The following is a 25,601-nucleotide window of genomic DNA, read 5'->3' as shown; positions in this document are numbered from 1 at the left end:
GCGTTTAGTCCCTGAAGTAGGACAGCAGACGCAGAATCTCGGTGTAGAGCCAGACCAGGGTCACAGCCAGGCCGAGGGCGACACCCCAGGCGTACTGAGCCGGAGCGCCAGCGCGAACCAGGCGATCAGCCTGATCGAAGTCAATCAGGAAGCTGAAGGCTGCCAGGCCGATGCAGACCAGCGAGAAGATGATCGACAGCATGCCGCCGTCACGCAGCGGGAAGCCCAGGCCGAACAGGGAGAGCACCAGGTTGCCCAGCATGAGGACCAGCACACCGATCAGAGCCGCACTCATAAAACGGGTGAACTTCGGGGTCACGCGGATAGCGCCCGACTTGTAGACGAAGAGCATACCGATGAAGACACCCAGGGTGGCCAGCACTGCCTGCATAATCAGCGCACCAGCGGCAACGCCCTGAATTGGAGCGGTGAACATGAAGCTGATGCCACCGACGAAGAGGCCCTCGAAGGCCGCGTAGGTGAGGGTAACCGGCGCGGAGCCGTACTTCTTGCCGAAGGTGGAAACCAAAACAGTAATCAGACCACCGATGGCGCCGACAATGGTCAGAATCATGGCCAGGCTGGTGGAGACACTGACGGCAATGAAGAAATTGACCGCAGCCAAAACGATGATGGTTGCCAGCGTGATGCCGGTCTTGGAAACGACATCGTCGACCGTCATCGGACGGTAGTCGGCGGCAACCTGCGACTGGTACGGGTTATCCCCGTAGCCAGCGCCCATCTGACCTTGGCCGTAGTGATGTGCGCCCGCCTGTCCGCGGGCGACGGTCTTAGTAAGTGAACTGAATGCAGGATTGCTGCTTTCGCGCACGTCGTCCTTCTTTCTTTTCTCAGTTTTTCTTACGTTTTGTATTCAGGCACACGCGCTTACGTTTGCCTACACTTTCTACAACGGGCGATGTAAAGGTATTGTTCCCAACCCTGAAAAACAGTTAGTATCAAGGTAATTCCTCGCCTGCTGGCGGTGATTTTGTAATCGCGGAAAAACTCACAGTCGCCAGGCGTGGGCACCACATGAGTGATTATGAAACAGGAGGTTGGTCAAGATGTCTGATGGCCTTGACTACGATCCGGATACCACTGGTGATTTCGACGAGACCACGCTCGATGGCTCAGAGGGACTCGATGGCGACTTCCTCACCGGTGATGGCGAGAATTATGTAATGGATCCGCCGGACCGCTGGCGGGGCGCTTCTCCGCATGACACTCTCGGCAAGCGGTTGGCCGAGGAAAAGCCGGACATCGACGTCGACGACGATCTGGATGATGACCCGGAGATGCGTTACGGCGATGTCGACGGCCACGAACCGTTCGAGTTCGGCAACGATGGCCCGCGCGACCCGGACCGCAACCGTCGGATGGGCTGGACTACTTACTAAAGTTTTCTAAGTTTTTGTAGTTTTGCCAAATTTACTATCTCGGGGCGCCGCGCAACAGTAGTATCTGTGCCATGACAGCATCTACTGCTACGACAAACCGAACTACCATCCGCAATCCGCTTAACGACGAGCTCGTTGCCCGCCTTCTTCAGCGCGTCACGGTAGCTGATAAGTCGAAGACCGCCACTATCTCGGCACCATTTACCGGCCAGGAGCTGGCGCAGATTCCTGTCGGTACCCAGGCCGATGTCGACGAGGCCTTCAAGCGTGCCCGTGCCGCGCAGAAGAAGTGGGCCCGCATGGCGCCGGAAAAGCGCGGCGAAGTGCTGCACCACTTCCACGACCTGCTCTTTACCCACTGCGACCAGGTGCTGGACCTGCTGCAGGCCGAGACCGGTAAAAACCGCGCCAGTGCCCACGAGGAGCTCGTACACACAGCTATCACCGCCCGCTACTACGGCAATCAGGGCCCGAAACTGCTTGAGCCGAAGCGAGCACACGGCGCTGTCCCGGTACTTTCCAAGACCACCGTCTACCACCACCCAAAGGGCGTCGTCGGTGTTATTGCTCCGTGGAACTACCCACTGACCCTCGCGGTTTCCGATGCGCTGGCTGCACTGATGGCCGGTAACGCCATCGTGCTCAAGCCGGACAGCACCACTCCGTTTACCGCTCTCTTCGCTGTCGATTTGCTCTACCGCGCTGGCCTTCCGGAGGATCTCTTCCAGGTCATTCCAGGTCCCGGTCGCGTTGTCGGCCAGGGCATTGTCGGCCAGTGTGACTTCCTGATGTTCACCGGCTCCTCCGAGACCGGCCGCTCGCTGGCACAGCAGTGCGGCGAGCGCCTGATCAGTTTCTCCGCGGAGCTCGGCGGCAAGAACCCGCTGATTGTCGCTGAAGATGCCAACATCAACCGCGCGGTCGAGGGCGCACGCATCGGCTGCTTCACCAACTCCGGTCACCTGTGTGTATCCATTGAGCGAATTTATGTCGTGGACTCCGTCTGGGACGAGTTCGTCCCGGCATTCACCGACCGCGTGAAGGCAATGTCCATCGGCGCTGGCTACGAGTGGGAAACCGAGATGGGCTGTCTGCAGTCGCAGGGCCAGTTCGACATCGTCAAGTCCATGGTCGACGAGGCCATCGAGGCCGGCGCCACCGTGCTGACCGGTGGTCGTCCTCGCCCGGATCTGGGACCGCTGTTCTACGAGCCGACCGTGCTTACCGACGTCCCGGAGGGCGTCGCCCTGCTGACCGAAGAGGTATTCGGACCGGTGGTAGTCCTCCAGCGCGTCTCGGATGTCCACGAGGCTATCGCCAAGTCCAACGATTCCCGTTATGGCCTCAACGCTTCGCTGTGGACCTCCCCGCGTCGCGCAAAGGAGCTGGCTCCACAGCTTGAGGCCGGCACTGTCAATGTCAACGATGGTTTTGCTGCGGCCTTCGCGTCTGTCGATGCCCCGATGGGTGGTTTCAAGGATTCGGGTGTGGGCCGTCGTCAAGCAGCGGGCGGCCTGCTGAAGTACACCGATGAGCAGACGGTGACCGTGCAGCGTCTTTCCCCGGTATCGATGCCGCAGATGCCGCGTGAGCTGTACTCGAAGGTGTTCAACACGGCACTTGTCCTCGGCAAGAAGTTCAACGTCTTGCCGTAATCCGCATGTAGCGCACACAGATAGCAAAAGGCCAGGTCAGAAAACTCTCTGACCTGGCCTTTTGGTGCCCCCAGTGGGACTCGAACCCACACTGAAAGGATTTTAAGTCCTCTGCCTCTGCCAATTGGGCTATAGGGGCCCCTAAGAAAGATTAATGGGCAATATGGGTGTCTACCAAACTCGCCACAATTCCGTCGAGGATATCCTTCTCGCTGATGTAGAAAAAGCGCTGCTCTTCCTTCGCTGCCTCGGAAAGCGGCAGCGCCTCAAACATGTCCATCAGACCGTCAACAATGATGGAACCGCCGGCGAAGACATCCGCGCGCTTCGGATGCATCACGGGATTGGCAGCGAGGGACTCCGCGTCGGTCTCAATCACGGACGCGGTCAGCGCACGCAACGCCGCAAAGCGCAGCTGCGACAGGTGGATTGCCTCCGGGTCGTAGGTTTCTAGACCCTGTGCCAGCGCCGACAGCGTGGTGAAGGTCCCGGCGCAGCCGACGATGGTGCGAGCCTTGTCGACAGGCACCTTCGCAACAATCTCGTCGGCCAGCTCCGCAACATACGAACGCGCCTCCTGGACCTGTTCCGCCGTCGGTGGCGAGGCCTGCAGGAACCGTTCGGTCAAGCGCACACTGCCCATAGCCACGGAATCAGAACCGGCTACCGTACCATCGTGGTCACCGACAATAACCTCGGTGGAGCCACCGCCGACGTCAATGACGCAATACGGACCGAGCTCGGGCTCCAAGTCATCTACCGCCCCGCGGAAGGACAGCGCGGCTTCCTCGTCGCCGGAAATAACCTCGGCCTCTGCACCCCACGGAGCGAGAATCTCGCGGGTCATGGCGAAGAAATCGTCGCGGTTGCTTGCGTCGCGCGTCGCCGATGTCGCCACCATTCGGACTGCTTGCACTTTCTCGACCTGCATAAGCTCCGCATACTTCGTCAGAGCCTCCCGCACGCGCTCCAGCGCCTCTGGGGCCAGCATGCCAGTGGCGTCCACGCCCTGGCCAAGGCGGACGATTTCCATCAGTCGGTGCAGTTCTGTGATTTCGAGAACTCCATCGATGACCTCGACCCGGCTGATGAGCAGGCGAAGCGAGTTAGTGCCGCAGTCGACGGCAGCGAGCGTCGTCATTTATCCCTCCACCCCCGGATACGCAATACCGAGCTCGGCAATCGTGGGCCAATCTGCGGGAATCGCGGTGCCGCGCAGCTTCTCGTTCTCCGCCGCCAGCGCCACCGACTCAGTACCCAGTCGGAAGTGATCCGGCCCCTTGGCCAGGGCGTAGGCAATAAGAACGTGTAGGCACTTCACGCGCGTCGGCATGCCGCCACCGGAGAAGTCCGTGCCCAGGTCTTCCATCTCATTGCGCTCCGCCAGAAACGCCTCGTGTGCACGCTGGTAATCGGCGGCGAGCTCTTCGTCGCTTTCCAGACGCGCGGTCATTTCCTTCATCACGCCGGTCGTCTCCAACCGAGAGGCCTCGGCGGTGAGTCGCGGATCAGTTAGGTAAAAGAGCGTGGGAAACGGAGTGCCATCGTCCAAGCGCGGCTTCGTCTTAACCACACCAGGAGTGCCGTCGGGGCTGCGGTAAGAGATGTCCACTACACCGCGCGGTTCACGTCCGAGCTGCTCCGCTATCACTTCCAAATCTGCGGTATCCACAGACATCGGTCACACTCCTTTTGCTTCCGTTTTTACTGACACATAATCTCACAGTCGCCTTACAAGCGCGTTGTTTCGCTTTACGACGGCACACTCCGCCGCGCATGCAACCTCGCCGAGAGGCCCCAGGTAGCCCTACGGAGGTTTAGGACTCCGGTACCGTCGGCAAGCTCTCTGGCCTCGTTGCCTGATCGCGCCCCGGATTAGGGCGAGTCTCTTCGGGTTCGGGCGGGATGGAAATGGAATCCCACAGAGTCTCGTACCACTTCTTAGCCTGGTGCTGCGGAATTTCCTCCGGCTGCGTCACAGGCTGTTCGCCCACGGCCGGATCGAGGATACGGAATGGGGTCTCCCCCGGCTCTACCAGCCCCAGGCGCAGACGTGCCTGCTCCTTAACATAGGCAGGGTTGGAGTAAAGCTCCTTTTCATCCTCTAACTGCTTAATTCGCTGTTCCATGCGAGCAATATTGTCCTGCGTTGCGGCTACATCCGCCTGCTGTTGTGCAAAAGTCCGCAGCGGAATTGCGAGAACAGATACTAAGAAAAGCACCAGCAGACCAATGCCGATCTTCTGTGCCGTGCTCAGCGAGCGCATTCCCGATGCGATTGCCGCTGCCGAACGCTGCCCCGCCCCTGCAGGGCGCGACTGTGTTCCGCGGCGAGATCGGTCCGATGCACTCATGCCCCACACTCTACCCGACCGCCAGCCGATGAAATAACAAAAACCCGCCCACAACGGGTTAAGCGACAAAATGTGTGTCCGGAATCGTTGATTTTCATGCTCTGAACTCCGCGTTTGCGGAAAATATATGCTCCAAAAGCATATATTGGCCCTCTCTTGCGAAAATCCCCGGTGTGGCTGCCATGGTGTGCTACGGAGCGGTGGTTCGGTTGCCCAATGCCAAAGAACCGACCACGCTGCCATTGTGGCGGCGATATGAAACGAAACGGCACCACCAGCAACGGGACGACCCGGTGGCGGTGCAAAATCTGCGGTGCTTCACTGACCAAGCAGCGCAGCGATATCACCAACGCAGCCCTATTTCGTGCGTTCATCCAGCACCTGACCGCCGGGACCAGTCTTGCGGCGATCGCCGGCAACATGAGCTGCTCGACACGTACGCTGCAGCGCAAATTCGATGCCTTTTGGCTGGTTGACGTGCCTGACCCGACCATCGGCCATACAGGCAGGGTCTACGACCAGATCTTCATCGACGGCACCTACACCGCAGGTGGCTGTCTGATCGTGGCGGCAACGCTCGACCACGTCATCGCCTGGCACTGGTGCAAACAAGAAACCACACACGACTACAAGCGCCTGCTCGAGCGCATCGAAGCACCGTTGATCGCTGTGATCGACGGTGGCCGAGGAGCCACAAGCGCAATTAAAACGTGCTGGCCAAACACCAAAATCCAACGCTGCCTCGTGCACGCCCAACGCAGAGTACGCCGCTACACCACCTCACGACCACGCACTGATGCTGGCCGCACCATCTACCGACTCCCGCTGAAACTCACCCGCATCACCACCCTGGACGAGGCTGCACAATGGGGTGCACAACTGCAAGAGTTTCACACGCTCTACAAGGATTGGCTCAACGAAAAGACACAGGTCAAAGACCCGAAAACAGCAAAAGACACACTCGTGTGGACCCATGTCAACGTGCGCAAGGCCTACAACAGTCTCAACCACCTGTGGCGCAATGACCTGCTGTTTGTCTACCTCAAGCCCCCGAAAGGTGTGCTCGAGCCGCACCGGATCAAATCCACCACCAACAGTCTTGAAGGCGGCATCAACGCCCAGCTGAAGCTCCTTGCAAGAACTCATCGCGGCAGACGCGGTGAGCACCAACGCAAAATGCTGGATTGGTGGCTGTATCTGAAAACGGAACTGCCTGGCGATCCAATAGAAATCGCCAGACAGTCCAACTGGGGCCAGAACCAACTCGCCAAAGTTACAACCCTGACCCGAAACGAGAACCAAGCCGACTATGAAACAGGACAACCAGCCCTCTACGACAACGGTATCGATACCGAGTACACACACTCAATCGGCATCCAAAAAGGCCACATCTAACCCCGCGACACGCCGATAGCAGACACACATTTTGTCGCTTAACCCGTTAAGGTGTGCGCATATGACTACAACCAACGAGATCAGGGTCGCGGAGGTAGCGGACGCGGGGGTCGTCGCAAAGCTATTGCGCGATTTCAACACAGAGTTTGATACCCCGGTTCCCGAAGGCCTTGAGGAGCGGTTTGCGCAGATCATCGCACACGACGACGCCTTCGTTCTCCTCGCCGGCGATATTGGTTTCGCCTACGTCACCCTGCGCCCGAGCCCGTATTACGACGGGCCGGTGGCGATGCTCGACGAGCTCTACGTCGCACCTGCCCACCGCAATCGCGGGGTCGGCACGGCGCTGCTGCAGCGGGTCTTCGAGGAGATCCGCAAGCACAGCGCCGGCGAATTACAAATCAACGTCGACGAGGTAGACACCGATGCGCGCCGCTTTTACGAACGCCACGGCCTGACCAACATCGAGCAAGGCTCCCGCATGCTGCTCTACATCCGGGAGCTTTAGGCCGGAAGCGATAGCTTTGCGACGAGCCCACCACCGGCCCGCGGCGCAAGCACCAGGGATCCGCCATGGGCGTTCGCGATCGCATCGACGAGTGCCAGCCCGAGCCCGTGGCCGGCACCTGCGGTGCGTTCGGCGCGCGCGAATGGTTCGGTCCAGGTTGCAACCTCGGCCGCGGAGTAGGTCTCGCCGCCGGATTCCACGGTGACCTCAGCGAAGTTGCCCACCTTGCGCAGGGTGAGCGCGGGGTTGTTGCCGTGGGTGAGTGCGTTGCGCACCAGGTTGTCCACCGCCTGGCGGGTCAGGGTGGGGGAGGCGTCCACGGTCACGGGCACGGCGTCGGCGGGGACGTTGCGGTCGGCGCACACCTCGCGGCACAGTTCTGCCAGGTCGAGGCGCTGCCGGTCGCGCACGTCCACGTTGGCCAGCTGGAGTAGGGCGGCGACGGTGTCGGCGCTGCGGGCGTTGACCTCGCGCACGCGGGTTAGCGTGGGACGCAGCCCGCCGTCGTCGCCGGTCAGGGCCACGTCTGCCATGGTCTGGATGGTTGCGATCGGAGTCTTCAACTCATGGGAGGCGTTGGAGGCGAACCGGCGCTGGCGCTCCACTGCGCCCGCCAATTCGTCGAGCATGACGTTGAGCGCGTCTGCGAGTTCGCCGACCTCGTCGTCGGGACCATGGTGGGTGATGCGGGCTGAGAGGTCGCCGCGGGTGACGGAGGCGGCGTCGTCGGCAATGTCGCGAAGAGGTTTGATCACCAGGCCTGCCACGAACCAGCCGATCACACCCGCAAGCAGGGTCAACAGGGCAAGTACCGACAGGGAGGCGAGGAGGACGCGGCGCAGGATCTCGCTGGTGATCGGCACGGCACCGTCGATGATGACACCGTCCTCCACCGTGGGGAAGGTGGCCGTTACCGGCACCGGGGTGAGCTTCAGGTAGGCATACACCAGCCCGATCAGAGCCAACCCCATCCCAAGCACCGTGGCCACGAACATCACCGTAATGCGGGCCCGCAAACTCAGCCTCATCGTTCCTCCTCCGCCACGTAGTAGCCGGCGCCGGCCACGGTGTGCACGATGCGCGGTTCGCCTAGCTTCTTGCGCAGGTGCGACACCGTCACGCGCGGGGAGTTGGTGAACGGGTCCGCGTTTTCGTCCCACGCCTCCGCGAGCAGGTCCTCGGCAGAGATCACCCCGCCGTCGGCCTCCATGAGTACCTCGAGCACAGCGAACTCCTTCGGGCTCAGTGGCACCGTCTCGCCACCACGGGTGACCTCGCGCCGAAAGGTGTCTAGGCGCACATCCCCGCAGCGATACACCTCGCCGCGCGCCGGGGCGTTGCGCTTCGCCAACGCATTAACCCGCGCGATTAACTCCGGCACCTCGAACGGTTTGGGCAGATAATCGTCGGCGCCGAGCCCGAAGCCTTCCAGCCTGTCGTCCAGGGAGCCGGACGCGGTCAGCATGATCACCCGGGTCGCGGGATGCGTATCGACGACCCACCTGCACACCTCATCACCATGCAACCCCGGCAGGTCCCGGTCGAGCACGACGACGTCGGGGCGGGTGTCGTCGATACGCGAACGCGCCTCCAAGCCGTCATACACGGCACTAGCCTGCATGTTTGCGTTGTTGAGTGCGGTGGCGATGGCGTCGGCGAGATAGGCTTCGTCGTCGATCACAAGTACCCGAATTGTCATGAGCCCGATCGTATCGGCGGGGGTGTTGCGCCCACGTTAACGTCACCGCAACATCTGGCTGCGTAACTTCCACAGCCATGCAGACCCGAAACGTAGGAATCGACGCCGCCCGCGCGGTGGCACTCGTCGCCATGATGGTCGCGCACCTCACCGTCCAAGAGGGCATCACTGCACAGGTGCTGTTCGGCTTCCCGGCCGCACTGTTCGCCTTCATCGCCGGTGTCTCAATGGGGTACATGCGCGCCCAGCCCGCCGAGTTCATCGTGCGCGGCATCCTTCTGATCGCCCTGCACTTCGCGCTCGCCCCATTTTCGGGGTCGATCGTGGTGGTGCTCGGCACCATCGGGGTCTGCATGGCGCTGCTCGCCTGGGCGCCACGCTGGGACACACCACTGTTGCTGTGGCTCGCGTGCGCCCTCACTTTTGGCTCGGCGGTGCTCGCGCCGTCGTCCTGGCCGTACCCGCCCATGATGTGGGCCACGCTCATGATCGCCGGCATCCTGTTCAAACGCTACATGCCGTTGTGGCCCGGCCTCGTGGTCGGCGGGGCGCTGTTCGCCCTGGATGTGGCGCTGCGCTGGACCACACCGTTGCCACCGCTTCTCGACGCCACCGGCCACACCGGAGGACTCATGGACGTTGTGGGCAGCGTGGGGGCGTCGATAAGCATCTGCGCCCTGTGCTGCCTGGCGCAACGCTGGCTCGGATGGCTCGCCCCGCTGGGCCGGATGCCGCTGACTCTGTACTGCATCCACGTGCTCACCGCCGAGTGGCTCAACGTTTGGGTGACCGTGGGCGGCGCCATCGTGATCGCTTACGTATGGCTCGCGATATTTCAGCGCGGGCCGCTTGAAACTGTAATTCGCCGCATCACCGCGGTAGTGAAGGAGAACAATCGTGAAAAAGCTCGCAGCTAGCCTCGCCGTCGCAGGCGCCCTCGTCGCCCAGCCCGCATGGGCGATGGAAAGCACCACCTTCGCCGGCGACGTCGACGAAGCCAAGCCCGTGGTCTCCGTGCGTGTCGACGACTCCGATCCCGACGACGGCGTCTGCACCGGCACCGCCATCGACCCCCACTGGGTCATCACCGCCCGCCACTGCGTCGAGGCCGCCGCCAAGCCGGGCGGCTCGGTGCGCACCGGCCAGGGAGACGACCAGCGCGTCTACAAGGTGGACCGCCACGAGGTTGCCCCGCGCGGCGACATCGCCCTGCTCCACACCGAAGAGGAAATGCAGCTAGATACGTTCGCCGAGGTTGCAGACGAGGTCCCCGCCGGCGCTGTGAACATCTACGGCTGGTCCTCCGACGGCTCGGGAGGCTCCACCGAGCTGCCCTCCGCCGAGGCCGAGGTCCGCGGCGATTCCCCGCTCGCCCTTTTCGACGCCCCAACCGCCCTCGAGGTCGCCCTCAAGAACGGCGCCCGTATCCAGCCGGGCGACTCCGGCGGCGCTATCTTCGCCGACGGCAAGGTCGCCGGCATCATGTCGGCTGGACTCTTCGAGGACCCGGACAACCCGACGGAGGAGGAAATGACCTCTAATGCCGCCGTCGCGGTGGCGCCGGTTGCCGAGCAGGCCGAGTGGATCCGAGGCGTCGTCGGTGGTGAGGGTGCGGATTCTTCCGCGGACGCTTCTCCGGAAGCTGAGGCTGAGCCATCGGCTTCCTGGCGCAACGTCGCGATCGGCCTGGGCGTTTTGGCCCTCGTCGTTGCTGGGTTCCTGGTGCTGCTGCGCCGCCGCTCCAACTAGGCTTTGTGTTGAGGGGGTGTTCCTATATAGGTTGTCAACTCCGTGGGTGAGGTTGTTGGGGGTATGAAGGGCTTCTGCTTCGCCGTGTGAATGTTGTTTTCGGGCATCTCGAGGAGCCGATTGGGCTTGCTGCTCAATCGGCTTGGATGGGAGCTGTTGGTTCTAAGCTGCTGTGACCTCTTGGACTGTGGAGATGTCTCGGTAGAGCTCGCCGCTACGCATCATGGCGAAGAGAACGTTTAGGCGTCGGCGTGCGAGTGCGACAACTGCGGCGTTGTGTCTTTTGCCTTCTTTGCGTTTTCGTTCATAGAATTGTCGGGAACGCTCGTGGAATCTGATCGATGCAAAAGACGATTGCCATAGGGCGTTCTTTAATTTTTTGTTGCCAGCCCGGTTGGGCGAATTCGACATGATGGACGTTCCCGACTGATTCGTCCGCGGTGATAGGCCTGCATAGGACGCTAGGTGCGCTGCATCGGGGAAGTCGGACATATCGCCAACGGTCATGAGGATCTGCGCGGCGCTACGCGGACCGATGCCGGGCATGGATAAAAGAATCTCGGTGTGAGGAATGTCCTGGATGAGCTTGAGTACCTGTGCCTCGATTTCTTTACGATGCTCGAGTTTGGCCAATGCATCTTTGGCGGACATTGCTACGCCAAGTTCGGCGTATTCTGCCCCGGCAATGGACACGGTCTGCCCGTGGATGGCAGCAAGCATGGCATCGATGACAGGCTCAGGATTGCGCGCCCTGTGACTGCGCGCAAAGGCTGCCAGACGTGCTCTACCGACGCGTCGAATCTTGGTGGGGCCACCGTATTTCGCAAGTAGGTGGAGGATCCACTTGCGATGAATCACCTGTCCGCGCAGAACATGTTCGAATGCAGGATAGGTTCCCACGAGCGCGGATCGCATCTGGTTAATCAGGCGTGTGTAGGCCCGGGCGAGATCTTCGTCAATACCGTTGAGCACTTTCAGCTGGATAAAGACTTCCTCAACGCGGTCGACGCTGCGCAAGGCATCCGGAAGTTTAAGACCGGCATGGGCGATGACGTAGGCGTCGCGCACATCGGTCTTGGAGTTGCCGACGTGGATGCGAGAGAGCTGCCGCATCGCAAGCCCCGGTAGATAGCGAACGTCGGCCCCCATGTCTTGGGCGACTGCGACGGTTAACCGGCCGATGTTGTTGGGTTGATCGACAATGACAAGAACCGAAGCGTCATCGGCGAGAAAGGGTTAAGCGACAAAATGTGTGTCCGGAATCGTTGATTTTCATGCTCTGAACTCCGCGTTTGCGGAAAATATATGCTCCAAAAGCATATATTGGCCCTCTCTTGCGAAAATCCCCGGTGTGGCTGCCATGGTGTGCTACGGAGCGGTGGTTCGGTTGCCCAATGCCAAAGAACCGACCACGCTGCCATTGTGGCGGCGATATGAAACGAAACGGCACCACCAGCAACGGGACGACCCGGTGGCGGTGCAAAATCTGCGGTGCTTCACTGACCAAGCAGCGCAGCGATATCACCAACGCAGCCCTATTTCGTGCGTTCATCCAGCACCTGACCGCCGGGACCAGTCTTGCGGCGATCGCCGGCAACATGAGCTGCTCGACACGTACGCTGCAGCGCAAATTCGATGCCTTTTGGCTGGTTGACGTGCCTGACCCGACCATCGGCCATACAGGCAGGGTCTACGACCAGATCTTCATCGACGGCACCTACACCGCAGGTGGCTGTCTGATCGTGGCGGCAACGCTCGACCACGTCATCGCCTGGCACTGGTGCAAACAAGAAACCACACACGACTACAAGCGCCTGCTCGAGCGCATCGAAGCACCGTTGATCGCTGTGATCGACGGTGGCCGAGGAGCCACAAGCGCAATTAAAACGTGCTGGCCAAACACCAAAATCCAACGCTGCCTCGTGCACGCCCAACGCAGAGTACGCCGCTACACCACCTCACGACCACGCACTGATGCTGGCCGCACCATCTACCGACTCCCGCTGAAACTCACCCGCATCACCACCCTGGACGAGGCTGCACAATGGGGTGCACAACTGCAAGAGTTTCACACGCTCTACAAGGATTGGCTCAACGAAAAGACACAGGTCAAAGACCCGAAAACAGCAAAAGACACACTCGTGTGGACCCATGTCAACGTGCGCAAGGCCTACAACAGTCTCAACCACCTGTGGCGCAATGACCTGCTGTTTGTCTACCTCAAGCCCCCGAAAGGTGTGCTCGAGCCGCACCGGATCAAATCCACCACCAACAGTCTTGAAGGCGGCATCAACGCCCAGCTGAAGCTCCTTGCAAGAACTCATCGCGGCAGACGCGGTGAGCACCAACGCAAAATGCTGGATTGGTGGCTGTATCTGAAAACGGAACTGCCTGGCGATCCAATAGAAATCGCCAGACAGTCCAACTGGGGCCAGAACCAACTCGCCAAAGTTACAACCCTGACCCGAAACGAGAACCAAGCCGACTATGAAACAGGACAACCAGCCCTCTACGACAACGGTATCGATACCGAGTACACACACTCAATCGGCATCCAAAAAGGCCACATCTAACCCCGCGACACGCCGATAGCAGACACACATTTTGTCGCTTAACCCCCCACAACCACGTGCGTGGTGCGGACGGGCAGTGCTAGACGCAGCTTTCGCAGCGCCTCAGCTCTTTACTTGAAGCGCGGGAAAGCGCTGCGGCCAGCGTAGACTGCGGCATCGCCGAGGTACTCTTCGATGCGCAGCAGCTGGTTGTACTTAGCAACGCGCTCGGAGCGAGCCGGAGCACCGGTCTTGATCTGGCCACAGTTCAGGCCGACGGCCAGGTCAGCGATGGTGGTGTCCTCAGTCTCACCGGAGCGGTGGGACATCATGGACTTGTAGCCGGCGTTGTGAGCCATTGCGACGGCCTCGAAGGTCTCGGACAGGGTACCGATCTGGTTGACCTTGACCAGCAGAGCGTTAGCGGCCTTCTTCTCAATGCCCTCTGCCAGACGCTTCGGGTTGGTGACGAAGAAGTCGTCGCCGACGATCTGGACCTTGTCACCAAGCTGAGCAGTCAGGGTGGTGTAGCCCTCCCAGTCATCCTCCTGCAGCGGATCCTCGATGGAGACGATGGCGTAGTTCTCAACCAGGTCAGCGTAGACAGCTGCCATCTCCTCAGCGGTGTGCTCGCCGCCCTCGAAGTGGTACTTGCCGTCCTTGAAGAACTCGGAAGAAGCAACGTCGAGAGCCAGAGCGACATCGTCGCCCAGCTTGTAGCCTGCAGCCTCAATTGCCTCAACAATCAGGTCAAGAGCAGCCTTGGTGGAGTCAACCGACGGAGCGAAGCCGCCCTCATCACCGAGGCCAGTGGACAGGCCCTTGTCCTTAATGACCTTCTTGAGTGCGTGGTAGACCTCAGCACCGACGCGCAGTGCTTCCTTGAAGGTCGGGGCGCCAATCGGAGCAATCATGAACTCCTGGACGTCAACGCCGGAGTCAGCGTGTGCGCCACCGTTGAGGATGTTCATCATCGGAACCGGCAGAACGTGACCGTTCGGGCCGCCGACGTAGCGGAACAGATCCAGGCCAGCGGACTCAGCAGCAGCCTTGGCAACAGCCATGGAAACACCCAGGATTGCGTTAGCACCCAGGCGGGACTTGTTGTCGGTGCCGTCCAGCTCAATCATGGTCTTGTCAACCAGACGCTGGTCCTCAGCCTCGAGGCCAATAATTGCGTCCTCAATCTCCTCGAGCACAGCGCGGACAGCCTTCTCGACCCCCTTGCCCAGGTAACGGTCTCCGCCATCGCGGAGCTCGTGTGCCTCATGAACGCCGGTGGAGGCACCGGACGGAACCGCAGCGCGGCCCACAGCGCCGTCTTCCAACAGCACCTCAACCTCAACGGTCGGGTTACCACGGGAGTCCAGAATTTCGCGTGCGTTCAACTCGATGATTGCAGCCATAGGTCACCTTTCCGCCGGAACCGTTCCGGCACATGACTCCAATTGTGGCACGGTTTGCCAACCTTCGCCTTAAATCCTTTTCACCCTATGCGGGCTGATTCAGCGCATAGTTCGCCGCAGCATCCCGAACATCGCGAAGATACTGCTCAGACTGGTTATACGAGCGAATTGCAGATGCCCACCCTTCCGGGGTGGCGAGGTCGCGTTCCCCACTGCAGAGCATCCGTGCCGTGGTCGCAGTTGCGTCGTCGATGTTGTTGGGGTCGGCGACACCATCACCAGAGGCATCCATCGCAAAGCGATGCCAGGTCTCAGGAATAAACTGCATCGGCCCCACAGCGCGGTCATACTCTGTGTCACCGTCGAGTTCGCCGTTGTCAGTATCAAGAACCTCAGCAAACCCGCTCGTGCCGTCCAACGGCGGACCGATAATCGTCGGGCGCACTACCCCATCGGCACCGATATGCGCCGGCTTGAGCCAATTGCCCGAGTACGTGCCGTGATTAGTCTCCACTTTGCCCAGTCCCGCAAGCGTGTTCCACTCCAGGTGGCAGTTCGGGAACTGTTCGGCTGCAATCACATATGCGTTGCCGTAGGCGCGGAGAGCGTCCTCAGAAATACCAGTCTTCGGGGAAATCTGCTGCGCCCACTGTCGGAGCTGCTCCGAGGTGCGCCCGGGCGCGTTGACATCAATCATCGGCGGTGGCTCAGCCGCAGCAGGCGGCACATTTTCCGGAATCGGCTTCTTGGTCAACGACGGGATAACGGGGCCAGTGAACATCGCCAACGCCCCAACCGTGCCAATGATAATCAGCACCGCCAGGGAGGTTAGACCGAGGCAGCCACAGCCTCTCGAGGACTTCTTTTTCCCCTTACTGCGGCCACGCGACTTCGCCCCGCGGGGTGCGGGGTGCGCGTATTCATCAAAGGGAGAATTAGAAGGCATGGGGAATTACTCTACGGGGTAAACCGTAAAAATCACTCAAACTCGAGGACAGAAATCACTTTTGCTGGAAACTAGCTGTCGCTTTCCGACGGGCCGAGGTCCTCAGCCTCTTCGTTATCTTCGCTGCCCGCTGCCCACTGCTCAGCTCTGCCGGCCTGCTGATTCTCCATCTGAGCCAGCTCAGCCAGGAATGCGCGTGAAGCCTGTCGGGTCCGCTCTTCCGCACCGGACTCAGTCTCCAGCCCCGGGGTCGGAACCAGAATCTCCACAGGAATGTCTGCATCGGAAAGTCCCAGCGCACGTGCGCGGCGGATGGCCTCCTCAGCCAAAGTCAGAGCTGGCAACTGCGTAGCTGGGTTCGAGCGCGGACGTCCGCGGCCGTAAGCCCACAGTCGCTCCTGTTCTTCCTCCGACACCATCTCTCCCTCGGCCACAGTGCCGTCGAAGAGGTACGGCTGACGAGCGCGCATTTTTAAAATAAAGTCGGTCGCCACATCGTCGAAGTCGAAGTCCTCCGCGATTTCAGCGTGGAAGAGGATCTGCAGCAGCAGATCTGACAGCTCGCTACGAATGTCACCGCCCTCGTCGACTGCGTCGACAAACTCGTAGGTCTCTTCAATGAGATACGGCAGCAGGCTCTTGTGCGTCTGGCGAGCTTCCCACTGCCCCGTGCGCCGTGCGGCCGCCATGATGTCCACGGCCTCGACGACGTGGGGCAGACGAGCTGCGGCAAGCTGTTCCTGCGGAGTCAGCGGTTCTGCAACAGGCTCTGCAACCGGTTCTGGCTCAGGTTCTTGCACCGAGTCCTGCTGGGGAGCCGCCGCAACCTGAGCTGCCGGAGCTGCTGGGTCCGGTGCATCATCCAGCTCGACCGAGTAGACCTTCTCGCCCGCATCGAGGCGATCGAGTACCTCGTCGTTTTCCATATCGGTGGTGACCAGAATCTCCGCCTGGGACACCGAGTGCCCACCGGCGTCGGCGATTGCCCAGCGCACACGGATCGGGACTTCTTCGGTGTAGCTGACTTCACCGGTCAGCAGGCTAGCGGCTTCCAGCGGAATCGCAGTTGGAAAGCGGCTATCGAGCTTGATGATAGTCATACGGTTTCTAGTCCTTTCCCATGTGCGAGATATCCATACGTGGAATTCCCGCCATCGATGTCAAGAAGTCTGCTACCCACTGCACCAATGCAATATCGCGGACAGGTTTTGCCCGCAACCCTCGCCCTTCCTTCGGCATTCCGACGGAAACCGTGCGCGTTGCCGCACGATAGGTCGCCTGTGGATACAGGCGCTTGAGACGCACCTGCTTGGAGTCAGCAAGCTCCATAGGGGTTATTCTAATGTGCGCACCCATGGCTTGAACTTCATGCACGCCGAATTCCCGGCAAATAATTCGAAGTCGTGAAATAACCGCCAGTCTCTCCACCTCAATGGGTGGGGTTCCGTAACGGTCAACAAGCTCTTCGAGCACTACGTCGATATCGTCCAGCGCACTGGCGGCAGCAAATTTGCGGTACGCCTCTAGACGTAGGCGTTCCGACGACACATATTCGGCCGGAATATTCGCATCGACCGGCAAATCGATCCGCACTTCCTTCGGTTCGTTATCGGAAGCATCCGGAGTTTCACCATCGGCCACTGCCTTCAGCGCGGCCACGGCCTCGCCAACCAGTCGGACGTACATATCGAAGCCGACACCGGCAATGTGACCGGACTGCTCCGCACCGAGGATATTTCCGGCACCGCGCATTTCCAGGTCCTTCATGGCCACAGCCATACCGGCACCCAAGTCATTGTTCTGCGCGATCGTGGACAGACGGTCGTAGGAAGTCTCCGTCAGCGTCTGATTTTCCGGGTAGAGGAAGTAGGCATAGGCGCGCTCACGGGAACGGCCCACACGACCACGCAGCTGGTGCAGCTGGGAAAGACCCATATGGTGGGCGTTTTCCACAATCAACGTATTGGCGTTGGCAATATCCAGGCCGGTCTCCACGATGGTGGTACACACCAGCACGTCGTACTCGCGCTGCCAGAAGCCATCGACCGTGCGCTCCAGCTGCTCCTCCCCCATCTGACCGTGGGCCACTACCACGCGGGCCTCGGGCACCAAATTGCGGATATTCTGGGCGACCTTGTCAATGGTTTCCACCTTATTATGCAGGTAGAACACCTGTCCGTCGCGAAGCAGCTCTCGCCTGATAGCAGCGGCGACCTGCTTGTCGGACTGCGCGCCGACGTATGTCAGCACCGGGTGGCGGTCCTGCGGCGGGGTGAGAATCTGACTCATCTCGCGGATGCCGGCAATCGACATTTCGAGCGTGCGCGGAATTGGTGTTGCGGACATGGTGAGCACGTCGACGTGGTGCCGTAGCGCCTTGATGTGTTCCTTGTGTTCGACGCCGAAACGCTGCTCCTCGTCAACGATGACCAGGCCGAGTTCTTTCCACTGCACGCCGGTCTGCAGGAGACGATGCGTGCCGATAACAATGTCGACCGTCCCGTTCTTCAACCCTTCGAGGACCTCCCTGGAGTCCTTCGGCGAGGTGAAGCGGGACAGTCCACGGATGGTGACCGGGAAGCCCTCCATACGCTGAGTGAAAGTGGTCAAATGCTGCTGCGCCAGAAGCGTGGTCGGCACCAACACTGCCACCTGACGGCCATCTTGAACTGCCTTGAAGGCAGCACGCAGTGCCACCTCGGTCTTGCCGTAGCCGACATCGCCGATGAGCACGCGATCCATCGGCACCGGCTTTTCCATGTCGGACTTGATTTCGTCGATGGCCTGAAGCTGGTCCTCAGTCTCTGTGAAGGGGAAGTTATCCTCCATCTCCTGCTGCCATGGCGTATCCGGCGCGAACGCGTGGCCCGGCGCGGCTTGGCGCTCGGCGTAGAGCTTGACCAGCTCTTCCGCAATCTCGCGGACAGCACCACGGGCCTTGCGCTTGGTGGACTTCCAGTCCGAGCCACCCATCTTCGACAGCGCGGGCTTTTCGCCGCCGACATAGCGCGACAGCAGATCCAGGCTCTCCATCGGCACGTAGAGCTGGTCCGAGGGGCCTCCGCGCTTGCTCGGTGCGTACTCGAGCACCACGTACTCGCGGCGAGCCTGATCCTCGCCCGTGCCGATGGTGCGCTCAGTGAGCTTCACAAACCGACCGATGCCATGCGTGTCGTGTACGACATAGTCACCGGCCTTCAGCGCCAGCGGATCCACGCGACCACGGCGCTTCGCCGGCTTGCGGCGCCCACCAAGCGCGCCTTCCGCGATGCGGTTACCTGTGATGTCCTGCTCGGTAATTAGAGTCAGCGCGCCACCGGGGATTCGCGGGAACACCAGGCCACCGTGCAAAACACCCTGGTAGACCGTAATTCTTCCGGACTCGGGATACTCCGGGCCCGCCGCCATGCGCGTCGCAATTCCGGCTTCCCTAAACTTTTCCGCTTGCCGACGCGCCCCCGCGGGCGTCGCCGCCACGTACGCCACTCGCTCCCCCGCGACCGTGGCATCGCGCAGCTGCTTCATCAGGTGACCAATTTCCTTTAAGTCGCCGCGTGGCGCGGGCCCAGGCTCAAAGGTCAGTGGCAGCACATCATCTTCGGTGACTCCCGCCTCCAACATGCCGGGCGGGGAAATATGCCACGAAGTGGGCATCGGGATAGAGGCCAAGCTGCGGTACGCGCTGGGCTCCAACCCATCGGTGGCGATTGGCGCCGAGCCGCCCATCGCAGCAGTTTCCCACGCTGCGGCCATAAACTCCTCGCCTGCACTGATAAGGTCCTGTGCGCGGGAGCGAATGCGCTCCGGCCCGCACATGAGCACATGCGTTTTCTCCGGCATGACCTCAGTGAGCATCTTCATCGGATGCTGACTAATCAGTGGGATCAGCGATTCCATGCCCTCCACCCACTGGCCATCGCCGATGCGGGTGAGCATTTCTTGGACCTGGCCAGAGCGCGTGGTGGCGAGTTTCTCCGCGGCGGCCTTCACATCGTCGTCGATAAGCAGTGCACGACACGGGAAGATATCCAGCTGGTCGACCTCTACCTCAGAGATCGTGCGCTGGTCAGCGACGGAAAAAGCGCGCAGGTCGGTGACCTCGTCACCCCAGAGCTCGATACGTACCGGCAGCTCTTCGGTCGCAGGGAAAACATCGACGATGCCGCCACGCACGGCAAACTGGCCACGCCTGCCGACCATGTCCACATGCGAATAGCCGTGATGCACCAGCCGCTCAACCAGGTTCTCGCAGTCCCGGTCCAGTTGGACGTGAATGGGGGCGCTGGCTTCAGCCTCGAGGTCGTCCACAATCGGCTGCACCAACGAGCGCACCGCCGCAATCAGAACGTCGACTTTGCCCCGGCGAACGTCGTAAAGCGCCTTACGACGCTGCGCCACGGTATCCACCGCTGGCGAAAGCTTCTCATGCGGGAGCGTCTCCCACGAGGGGAACATAGCTACACGGTCGCCAATCATCGACTTGACCTCGGCGGTCAGGTCCTCCGCCTCACGGCCGGTAGCCGTGACGACCAGCACCGGCACCTTCGTAGACATGGCGTAAATAAGGTGCGAACGCACCGCGTCCGCACCCGTGAGCGCCAGCTCGTCTTCGCCGATGCGCCCGAGCACGCCGACAAATTGAGGATCCGTGACAACGAGGCTTTCCAGCCCCGACAGCGGGTTCGGCAGAATGCTGGGTGTGGCTTTCGCCGAGGAAGACGCAGAAGTTGGCATAGCCCCAATATAACCATGCACCCCGGATCCACCCTGCGTGCTGGTTAGCCGTTCTCCGCCACCTGCATCGGGTCCGCTGCAGCACCTGCTCCAAACTTCGCGCCCTCAGCGGCCGCTGGCACATCAGCGGAACCATGCAGAGTCGGAGAACCCTCCATGCCGGCCAGCCCGTTCCAACACAGGTTCACGATGTGCGCCGCCACCGTCTCCTTATCCGGACTGCGCTTCTCCATCCACCAGCGAGCGGTCTGCGAAACCATACCGACCATGCAGTTTCCGTAGAGCACCGACATGGCCGGGTCGAAGCCGGCGCGTTTGAAAGCCTCGGCGAGGATAGGCGTAACCGACTCAGTGGCATTATTCAGCAGCGTCTCATAGCCACCCGCCACGCCGGGGTCGCGAGAAATAATGGAGAATCCCTCCGGGTTTTCCTCCACATAAGTCAGCAGTGCCAACACCGCCTGTTCGATGCGGTAACGCGAGCGCCCCAGGGACAACGCTTCCCTAATCGTGGCCTCCAGGGTCTTCATCTCCTGGTCGACAACTGCCTGGTAGAGCCGCTCTTTGGTGCCGAAATGCTCGTAGACAACCGGCTTTGAGACCCCGGCTGCGGCAGCGATCTCCTCCATTGAGGCGGCATCAAGCCCCTTGGCGGCAAAGATTCCACGGCTGACTTCTGTCAGCTGAGCTTTGCGCTGTGGACCGGTCATACGTCGTCTCGGAGAATTGGAGGCCATGCTTTTAGATTAGTGGCTAAAGTCTTGCTATCGTATATCGCAGGCGCAAGCGAGTTGGCTGAGTCGAATCAGCGTCGAATCAGCCATGCAATTTTTCGCGTTTGCCCCATTCTCCCATGGTGTAATGGCAACACTCCGGTTTTTGGTACCGGCATTCTAGGTTCGAGTCCTGGTGGGAGAGCAAGCGGGGGGCCGGCCCCTTAATTAAGAAGTGACTTTTCGCCCCGCCGTGACCGTGATGCACCCTGACCGAGGAGTAGCAAGTTTCATGTCAAACGGTTCGGCCACCGCTGTGGTCATTCTCGCCGCGGGTCAAGGCACCCGAATGAAATCCGATACGCCGAAAATGCTGCACGCTATCGGCGGTCGTACCATGTTGGAGCACGCGCTCTATGCCGCCAAGGGCATTAATCCGGATGAGATTGCTGTTGTCGTTGGCCACCAGCGCGAAAAGGTAATTGACGCGATTGGAGCTTGGGTCTTGGACACCGAGCACTCCGGCGGTGTCGTCATTGCCCACCAGGACGAGCAAAACGGTACCGGCCACGCTGTTCAGTGCGCGCTGGAGCACCCCGAGCTGCAGAACTTCGATGGCACCATCCTGGTGACCACTTCCGATGTTCCGCTGCTGGATTCCGAAGCGCTCCAGGCACTGCTCGAAGAGCACAACCGCAAGCCACGCGCTGCTGTGACTGTGCTGACCTCCACTGCTGACAACCCGCACGGCTACGGCCGCATCGTTCGCAACGCCGACGGCGAAGTTCTGCGCATCGTGGAGGAAAAGGACGCCTCCGACGAGGAACGCGAGATCACCGAGGTCAACTCCGGTGTCTACGCATTTGATGCCGAGACCCTGGCAAACGCTCTCAAGCAGCTGGACACCAACAATGCCCAGGGCGAGCTCTACCTCACCGATGTCATCGGCATCGCCCGTGAGGCCGACCGCTCAGTGCGAGGCCACCGCCTCGCCGATGCCACCGTCGTCGCCGGTGTCAATGACCGCGTCCAGCTGGCTACCCTTGGCCGCGAACTCAACCGTCGCACCTGCGAGGCAGCTATGCGCGGGGGCGCCACTATCGTCGACCCGGACACCACGTGGATTGACGTTGAGGTGGAAGTCGGCCGCGACGTCACGATTCTGCCGGGCACGCAGCTGCACGGCAAGACCGTGATTGGCGACGGGGCCGCCGTGGGACCGGACACGACACTGACCAACATGGTCGTCGGCAAGCGCGCCAGCGTCGTACGTACACACGGTTCCGATTCGGAGATCGGCGAGGATGCGACGGTCGGACCGTTCACCTACATTCGCCCAAACACCAAACTCGGTGTCGGCGCGAAGCTCGGCGGCTTCGTAGAGGCGAAGAACGCGCAGATCGGAAACGGTTCGAAGGTTCCGCACCTGACCTACGTCGGCGATGCGGAGATTGGCGAGCACTCCAACATTGGTGCCTCCAGCGTGTTCGTGAACTACGACGGCGTCAACAAGCACCGCACTGTTATCGGCTCGCATGTTCGCACCGGCTCCGACACCATGTTCATCGCTCCGGTGACCGTGGGTGATGGTGCGTACTCAGGTGCAGGTACTGTTATTAAGGACGACGTTCCTCCGGGAGCATTGGCGGTCAGTGGTGGCCGTCAGCGCAACATCGAGGGATGGGTCGAGCGGAAGCGTCCAGGTACCGCTGCTGCTGAGGCAGCGCAGGCGGCGCAGGTAGCTGACAACGCTGACAACAACAAGGAAGACCAGGAAGGCTAGACGGCAGATGACCGGCCAGTGGATCGATAACCAAAAGAACCTCATGCTCTTCTCCGGAAGGGCACACCCGGAATTGGGCGAGGCAGTTGCCAAGGAGCTCGGCACAGAGCTGACTCCGATGACCGCTCGTGATTTTGCCAACGGTGAAATCTTCGTGCGCTACGAGGAATCCGTCCGCGGTTCCGATGCCTTCGTACTGCAGGCGCACCCGGCACCGCTGAACAAGTGGCTCATCGAGCAGCTGATTATGATTGACGCGCTCAAGCGCGGTTCGGCCAAGCGCATCACCGCTATCCTGCCGTTCTTCCCATACGCCCGCCAGGACAAGAAGCACCGTGGCCGTGAGCCGATTTCCGCTCGCCTGGTCGCTGATCTGCTCAAGACCGCAGGCGCTGACCGCATCGTCTCCGTGGATCTCCACACCGACCAGATTCAGGGCTTCTTCGACGGCCCGGTCGATCACATGCACGCCATGCCGATTCTGTCGGAGTACATCAAGAAGAACTACTCCCTGGACAACCTGGTCGTGGTCTCCCCTGACGCCGGCCGTGTGAAGGTTTCCGAGAAGTGGGCCAACACCCTGGGCGACGCCCCGCTGGCCTTCATTCACAAGACCCGTTCCGTCGATGTCGCAAACCAGGTTGTCGCCAACCGCGTGGTCGGCGAGGTCTCCGGTAAGACCTGTCTGCTCATCGACGACATGATTGACACCGGCGGCACCATCGCCGGCGCTGTCAAGGTGCTGCGTGAGGCTGGCGCTGAGGATGTCATCATCGCTACCACGCACGGCGTCTTCTCCGACCCAGCTCGCGAGCGCCTGTCGAAGTGCGGTGCCCGCGAGGTCATCACCACCGATACCTTGCCGCAGTCCACCGAGGGCTGGGACAACCTGACCGTCCTGCCAATCGCACCACTGCTGGCTAAGACGATCCACGAGATCTTCGAAAACGGTTCCGTCACCACCCTCTTCGAGGGTCAGGCATAAGTTCTTTCCGCTTGCCGACGGGCACCCCGCCGCGACCAGCAACCTAGTTTTGCTGGTGGTGGCGGGGTTTGCTGTTTGACCTGTTAGTCCACTACAATTTCTCCGGTAAGTCTCGGCGAGGGCGGCCACAGTAGGTGGTTGCCGTTATCGACGCGACGCTCGCAGCCCAACTTTTGCGCCCACGGTGGCATGGATGCGGCACGTGCTCGACTCGACGACTCAGTATCGAATCGTTTAGGAGTCCATTTTCATGGCAAAGCCCAACATCATCAAGATTGATGCTCGTAACCGCACCGAGTTCGGCAAGGGTGCCGCTCGCCGTGCCCGCGTTGCTGGCGACATCCCGGTTGTCATCTACGGCGCTGACCTGGATGCCCCGAAGCACATCCTCGTTGACACTCTGGATTTCCACGCTGTCATCCGTAACCACGGTGTCAACGCTGTTCTGGACGTCAACATCGAGGGCGAGTCCCAGCTGTCCATGGTCAAGGCTGTTGACCAGAACCCGCTGACCCTCGACATCGACCACGCTGACCTGCTCGCCATTCACCGTGACGAGAAGGTTGAGGTTGAGGTTCCGGTCGTTCCGACTGGCGAGCTCGCTCCGGGCGCCCTGCTCATGCAGGATGCCGAAACCATTCTGGTCAACGCACCGGTTCTGGCTATTCCGGAAGAGATCGAGGTCTCCGTCGAGGGTGCAGAGGTCGGCACCATGGTTCACGCCGGCGACGTTACCCTGCCGGAGGGCCTGGTCCTCACCGACGACGCTGACCTGCTCATCTTCAACATTGTCGAGCCGGAGGAAGAGCCGGCTGGTGACGTCGATGCCGACATCGAGGGCATGGGCGAGGCTGAGACCCCGGATGAGCCGGCTGAGGAAGAGGCTGAGTAATTCAAACGCTGAATGGCTCTATCTGACTGAACCAGTACAGGCTTTCACGTTTAGCTAAAAAGGGACGGACACTCTGGTCCGTCCCTTTTTTGTTCTTGAAACTCCCCGAAGCCAACAGACCGCGCACCGTGTGCCAAGATTGAATTCATGAACGCCTCCACCACACCTCTGCTTGTCGTGGGGCTCGGCAACCCTGGGCCCAAATATGAACTCACCCGCCATAACGTCGGGCATCTGGTGCTAGATGAACTAGCCAGCCGCACTTCTCCGATGCCGTCGTCGTTTAGCGTGCACAAGAAGTCGAATGCTGAGATAGTCCAGACTCGGTTCAAGACTTCCGACGGTGGCGAGCGGCAGGTGATTCTGGCTAAGCCCCGGACGTACATGAACCTGTCGGGTGGACCGGTCGCGGCGCTGACAAAGTTCTTCAACGTCGCACCTACCGACGTCGTGGTAGTCCACGATGAGCTGGACCTGGACCCAGGCGTGGTACGGCTTAAGCGCGGCGGGGGCGAGAATGGCCACAATGGCCTGCGCTCGACCACGAAGTCGTTGGGCACGAAGGACTACATGCGGGTGCGTATTGGCATTGGCCGTCCTCCGGGCCGCCAAGATCCGGCGGACTACGTGCTGCGTAATTTCAATGCTAAGGAACGCGAGGAGCTCGCTTTCACTCTGCCCACTGCTGCGGAGGCGGTGGAGTTAATCGCCAGCCACGGGCTGGAGATTGCGCAGAACCAGATTCACGGGCGGTAGCAGTAGCGGGAAGGGGGCTATTTTCACGTTCCCGGGAGCTTCAGTCTTTACAGCTCGTCGGTGTTCGTGCTGCT

General features: G+C 60.8%; 22 protein-coding genes, 2 tRNA genes and 1 pseudogene. 12 read left to right on the top strand and 13 right to left on the bottom strand.

The window, feature by feature from the left end:
• Positions 1-4 precede the first annotated feature (4 nt).
• Positions 5-832, bottom strand: coding sequence for a Bax inhibitor-1/YccA family protein (locus tag QP981_RS06415; protein ID WP_048733966.1), 828 nt, complete (start codon positions 830-832; stop codon positions 5-7).
• Between the two features lie 235 nt (positions 833-1,067).
• On the opposite strand from QP981_RS06415, the gene QP981_RS06410 reads away from it, so the two are divergent.
• The gene (locus QP981_RS06410; protein WP_048733964.1) at positions 1,068-1,400 is read left to right on the top strand and encodes a hypothetical protein; all 333 of its coding nucleotides are present in this window, start codon (positions 1,068-1,070) and stop codon (positions 1,398-1,400) included.
• A 71-nt stretch (positions 1,401-1,471) separates the two neighbouring features.
• Positions 1,472-3,055, top strand: coding sequence for a succinic semialdehyde dehydrogenase (locus QP981_RS06405; protein WP_048733962.1), 1,584 nt, complete (start codon positions 1,472-1,474; stop codon positions 3,053-3,055).
• Positions 3,056-3,117: 62 nt separating this feature from the next.
• Here QP981_RS06405 and QP981_RS06400 read toward each other — a convergent pair.
• From QP981_RS06400 to QP981_RS06385, 4 genes are all read right to left on the bottom strand, one after another.
• Positions 3,118-3,194: transfer RNA gene (locus tag QP981_RS06400), tRNA-Leu, on the bottom strand.
• Positions 3,195-3,206: 12 nt separating this feature from the next.
• A complete protein-coding gene (locus QP981_RS06395; protein WP_284857665.1) occupies positions 3,207-4,196 on the bottom strand; it encodes a Ppx/GppA phosphatase family protein in 990 nt (329 codons plus the stop codon).
• Positions 4,197-4,733: a DUF501 domain-containing protein gene (locus QP981_RS06390; protein WP_049182367.1), complete on the bottom strand. Its 537-nt coding sequence runs from the start codon at positions 4,731-4,733 to the stop codon at positions 4,197-4,199. It abuts the gene before it with no gap.
• Between the two features lie 139 nt (positions 4,734-4,872).
• Positions 4,873-5,409, bottom strand: a complete 537-nt coding sequence (locus QP981_RS06385) for an FtsB family cell division protein (RefSeq protein ID WP_048733957.1) — start codon at positions 5,407-5,409, stop codon at positions 4,873-4,875.
• Positions 5,410-5,625: 216 nt separating this feature from the next.
• Here QP981_RS06385 and QP981_RS06380 point away from each other — a divergent pair, with 216 nt between their 5' ends.
• Positions 5,626-6,804 (top strand): IS256-like element ISCre1 family transposase, encoded by a 1,179-nt coding sequence (locus QP981_RS06380; protein ID WP_284857664.1) that lies wholly within the window; start codon positions 5,626-5,628, stop codon positions 6,802-6,804.
• Positions 6,805-6,865: 61 nt separating this feature from the next.
• Positions 6,866-7,312, top strand: coding sequence for an aminoglycoside N-acetyltransferase AAC(3)-XI (gene aac(3)-XI / locus QP981_RS06375; protein WP_046095284.1), 447 nt, complete (start codon positions 6,866-6,868; stop codon positions 7,310-7,312).
• Here aac(3)-XI and QP981_RS06370 read toward each other — a convergent pair.
• Both QP981_RS06370 and QP981_RS06365 read right to left on the bottom strand, forming a co-directional pair.
• Entirely contained in the window at positions 7,309-8,340 is a 1,032-nt protein-coding gene (locus QP981_RS06370; protein ID WP_046095285.1) for a sensor histidine kinase, read from the bottom strand. The genes aac(3)-XI and QP981_RS06370 overlap by 4 nt on opposite strands.
• Positions 8,337-9,011, bottom strand: a complete 675-nt coding sequence (locus QP981_RS06365; RefSeq protein WP_049147420.1) for a response regulator transcription factor — start codon at positions 9,009-9,011, stop codon at positions 8,337-8,339. Before QP981_RS06365 ends, QP981_RS06370 begins: the two co-directional genes overlap by 4 nt.
• A 77-nt stretch (positions 9,012-9,088) precedes the next feature.
• Between QP981_RS06365 and QP981_RS06360 the strand changes: the two genes are divergently transcribed.
• Both QP981_RS06360 and QP981_RS06355 read left to right on the top strand, forming a co-directional pair.
• Positions 9,089-9,928: an acetyltransferase domain-containing protein gene (locus tag QP981_RS06360; protein ID WP_049147422.1), complete on the top strand. Its 840-nt coding sequence runs from the start codon at positions 9,089-9,091 to the stop codon at positions 9,926-9,928.
• Positions 9,909-10,760, top strand: coding sequence for a trypsin-like serine protease (locus QP981_RS06355; RefSeq protein ID WP_049147424.1), 852 nt, complete (start codon positions 9,909-9,911; stop codon positions 10,758-10,760). The genes QP981_RS06360 and QP981_RS06355 overlap by 20 nt, the downstream gene beginning before the upstream one ends.
• Positions 10,761-10,922: 162 nt before the next feature.
• Here QP981_RS06355 and QP981_RS06350 read toward each other — a convergent pair.
• Positions 10,923-11,993: pseudogene (locus QP981_RS06350) on the bottom strand (IS110 family RNA-guided transposase); the annotation flags it as partial.
• 161 nt (positions 11,994-12,154) lie between these two features.
• Here QP981_RS06350 and QP981_RS06345 point away from each other — a divergent pair.
• Positions 12,155-13,333, top strand: a complete 1,179-nt coding sequence (locus QP981_RS06345) for an IS256-like element ISCre1 family transposase (protein WP_284857664.1) — start codon at positions 12,155-12,157, stop codon at positions 13,331-13,333.
• A 110-nt stretch (positions 13,334-13,443) separates the two neighbouring features.
• Here QP981_RS06345 and eno read toward each other — a convergent pair whose 3' ends face one another.
• From eno to QP981_RS06320, 5 genes are all read right to left on the bottom strand, one after another.
• Positions 13,444-14,718, bottom strand: coding sequence for a phosphopyruvate hydratase (gene eno / locus QP981_RS06340; protein ID WP_048733955.1), 1,275 nt, complete (start codon positions 14,716-14,718; stop codon positions 13,444-13,446).
• 85 nt (positions 14,719-14,803) lie between these two features.
• Complete coding sequence (locus tag QP981_RS06335) at positions 14,804-15,664, bottom strand: lytic transglycosylase domain-containing protein (protein ID WP_284857663.1); 861 nt, start codon at positions 15,662-15,664, stop codon at positions 14,804-14,806.
• A gap of 71 nt (positions 15,665-15,735) precedes the next feature.
• A complete protein-coding gene (locus QP981_RS06330) occupies positions 15,736-16,764 on the bottom strand; it encodes a MazG nucleotide pyrophosphohydrolase domain-containing protein (protein WP_284857662.1) in 1,029 nt (342 codons plus the stop codon).
• Between the two features lie 7 nt (positions 16,765-16,771).
• Entirely contained in the window at positions 16,772-20,398 is a 3,627-nt protein-coding gene (gene mfd / locus QP981_RS06325) for a transcription-repair coupling factor (protein ID WP_284857661.1), read from the bottom strand.
• A gap of 44 nt (positions 20,399-20,442) precedes the next feature.
• Positions 20,443-21,135, bottom strand: coding sequence for a TetR/AcrR family transcriptional regulator (locus QP981_RS06320; RefSeq protein WP_141744756.1), 693 nt, complete (start codon positions 21,133-21,135; stop codon positions 20,443-20,445).
• A 110-nt stretch (positions 21,136-21,245) separates the two neighbouring features.
• On the opposite strand from QP981_RS06320, the gene QP981_RS06315 reads away from it, so the two are divergent.
• From QP981_RS06315 to pth, 5 genes are all read left to right on the top strand, one after another.
• Positions 21,246-21,316: transfer RNA gene (locus QP981_RS06315), tRNA-Gln, on the top strand.
• Between the two features lie 87 nt (positions 21,317-21,403).
• Positions 21,404-22,894: a bifunctional UDP-N-acetylglucosamine diphosphorylase/glucosamine-1-phosphate N-acetyltransferase GlmU gene (glmU, locus tag QP981_RS06310; RefSeq protein WP_284857660.1), complete on the top strand. Its 1,491-nt coding sequence runs from the start codon at positions 21,404-21,406 to the stop codon at positions 22,892-22,894.
• Positions 22,895-22,901: 7 nt separating this feature from the next.
• Complete coding sequence (locus QP981_RS06305; protein ID WP_016423206.1) at positions 22,902-23,879, top strand: ribose-phosphate diphosphokinase; 978 nt, start codon at positions 22,902-22,904, stop codon at positions 23,877-23,879.
• A 250-nt stretch (positions 23,880-24,129) separates the two neighbouring features.
• A complete protein-coding gene (locus QP981_RS06300) occupies positions 24,130-24,771 on the top strand; it encodes a 50S ribosomal protein L25/general stress protein Ctc (RefSeq protein WP_016423207.1) in 642 nt (213 codons plus the stop codon).
• A gap of 147 nt (positions 24,772-24,918) precedes the next feature.
• Positions 24,919-25,527, top strand: a complete 609-nt coding sequence (gene pth / locus QP981_RS06295) for an aminoacyl-tRNA hydrolase (protein WP_049172234.1) — start codon at positions 24,919-24,921, stop codon at positions 25,525-25,527.
• Positions 25,528-25,601 lie beyond the last annotated feature (74 nt).

The organism is Corynebacterium sp. MSK047 (assembly GCF_030232285.1).
GTDB classification, from domain to species: Bacteria; Actinomycetota; Actinomycetes; order Mycobacteriales; family Mycobacteriaceae; genus Corynebacterium; species Corynebacterium jeikeium_D.
This window is presented reverse-complemented; position numbering and strand designations above follow the sequence as displayed.

Bases quoted from the DNA above. Each gene is read 5' to 3' on its own strand.
- QP981_RS06410 (WP_048733964.1), top strand. From the start codon at position 1,068: ATGTCTGATGGCCTTGACTACGATCCGGATACCACTGGTGATTTCGAC.
- QP981_RS06405 (WP_048733962.1), top strand. From the start codon at position 1,472: ATGACAGCATCTACTGCTACGACAAACCGAACTACCATCCGCAATCCG.
- QP981_RS06395 (WP_284857665.1), bottom strand. From the start codon at position 4,196: ATGACGACGCTCGCTGCCGTCGACTGCGGCACTAACTCGCTTCGCCTG.
- QP981_RS06390 (WP_049182367.1), bottom strand. From the start codon at position 4,733: ATGTCTGTGGATACCGCAGATTTGGAAGTGATAGCGGAGCAGCTCGGA.
- QP981_RS06385 (WP_048733957.1), bottom strand. From the start codon at position 5,409: ATGAGTGCATCGGACCGATCTCGCCGCGGAACACAGTCGCGCCCTGCA.
- QP981_RS06380 (WP_284857664.1), top strand. From the start codon at position 5,626: ATGCCAAAGAACCGACCACGCTGCCATTGTGGCGGCGATATGAAACGA.
- QP981_RS06370 (WP_046095285.1), bottom strand. From the start codon at position 8,340: ATGAGGCTGAGTTTGCGGGCCCGCATTACGGTGATGTTCGTGGCCACG.
- QP981_RS06365 (WP_049147420.1), bottom strand. From the start codon at position 9,011: ATGACAATTCGGGTACTTGTGATCGACGACGAAGCCTATCTCGCCGAC.
- QP981_RS06360 (WP_049147422.1), top strand. From the start codon at position 9,089: ATGCAGACCCGAAACGTAGGAATCGACGCCGCCCGCGCGGTGGCACTC.
- QP981_RS06345 (WP_284857664.1), top strand. From the start codon at position 12,155: ATGCCAAAGAACCGACCACGCTGCCATTGTGGCGGCGATATGAAACGA.
- eno (WP_048733955.1), bottom strand. From the start codon at position 14,718: ATGGCTGCAATCATCGAGTTGAACGCACGCGAAATTCTGGACTCCCGT.
- QP981_RS06335 (WP_284857663.1), bottom strand. From the start codon at position 15,664: ATGCCTTCTAATTCTCCCTTTGATGAATACGCGCACCCCGCACCCCGC.
- QP981_RS06330 (WP_284857662.1), bottom strand. From the start codon at position 16,764: ATGACTATCATCAAGCTCGATAGCCGCTTTCCAACTGCGATTCCGCTG.
- mfd (WP_284857661.1), bottom strand. From the start codon at position 20,398: ATGCCAACTTCTGCGTCTTCCTCGGCGAAAGCCACACCCAGCATTCTG.
- QP981_RS06320 (WP_141744756.1), bottom strand. From the start codon at position 21,135: ATGGCCTCCAATTCTCCGAGACGACGTATGACCGGTCCACAGCGCAAA.
- glmU (WP_284857660.1), top strand. From the start codon at position 21,404: ATGTCAAACGGTTCGGCCACCGCTGTGGTCATTCTCGCCGCGGGTCAA.
- QP981_RS06305 (WP_016423206.1), top strand. From the start codon at position 22,902: ATGACCGGCCAGTGGATCGATAACCAAAAGAACCTCATGCTCTTCTCC.
- QP981_RS06300 (WP_016423207.1), top strand. From the start codon at position 24,130: ATGGCAAAGCCCAACATCATCAAGATTGATGCTCGTAACCGCACCGAG.
- pth (WP_049172234.1), top strand. From the start codon at position 24,919: ATGAACGCCTCCACCACACCTCTGCTTGTCGTGGGGCTCGGCAACCCT.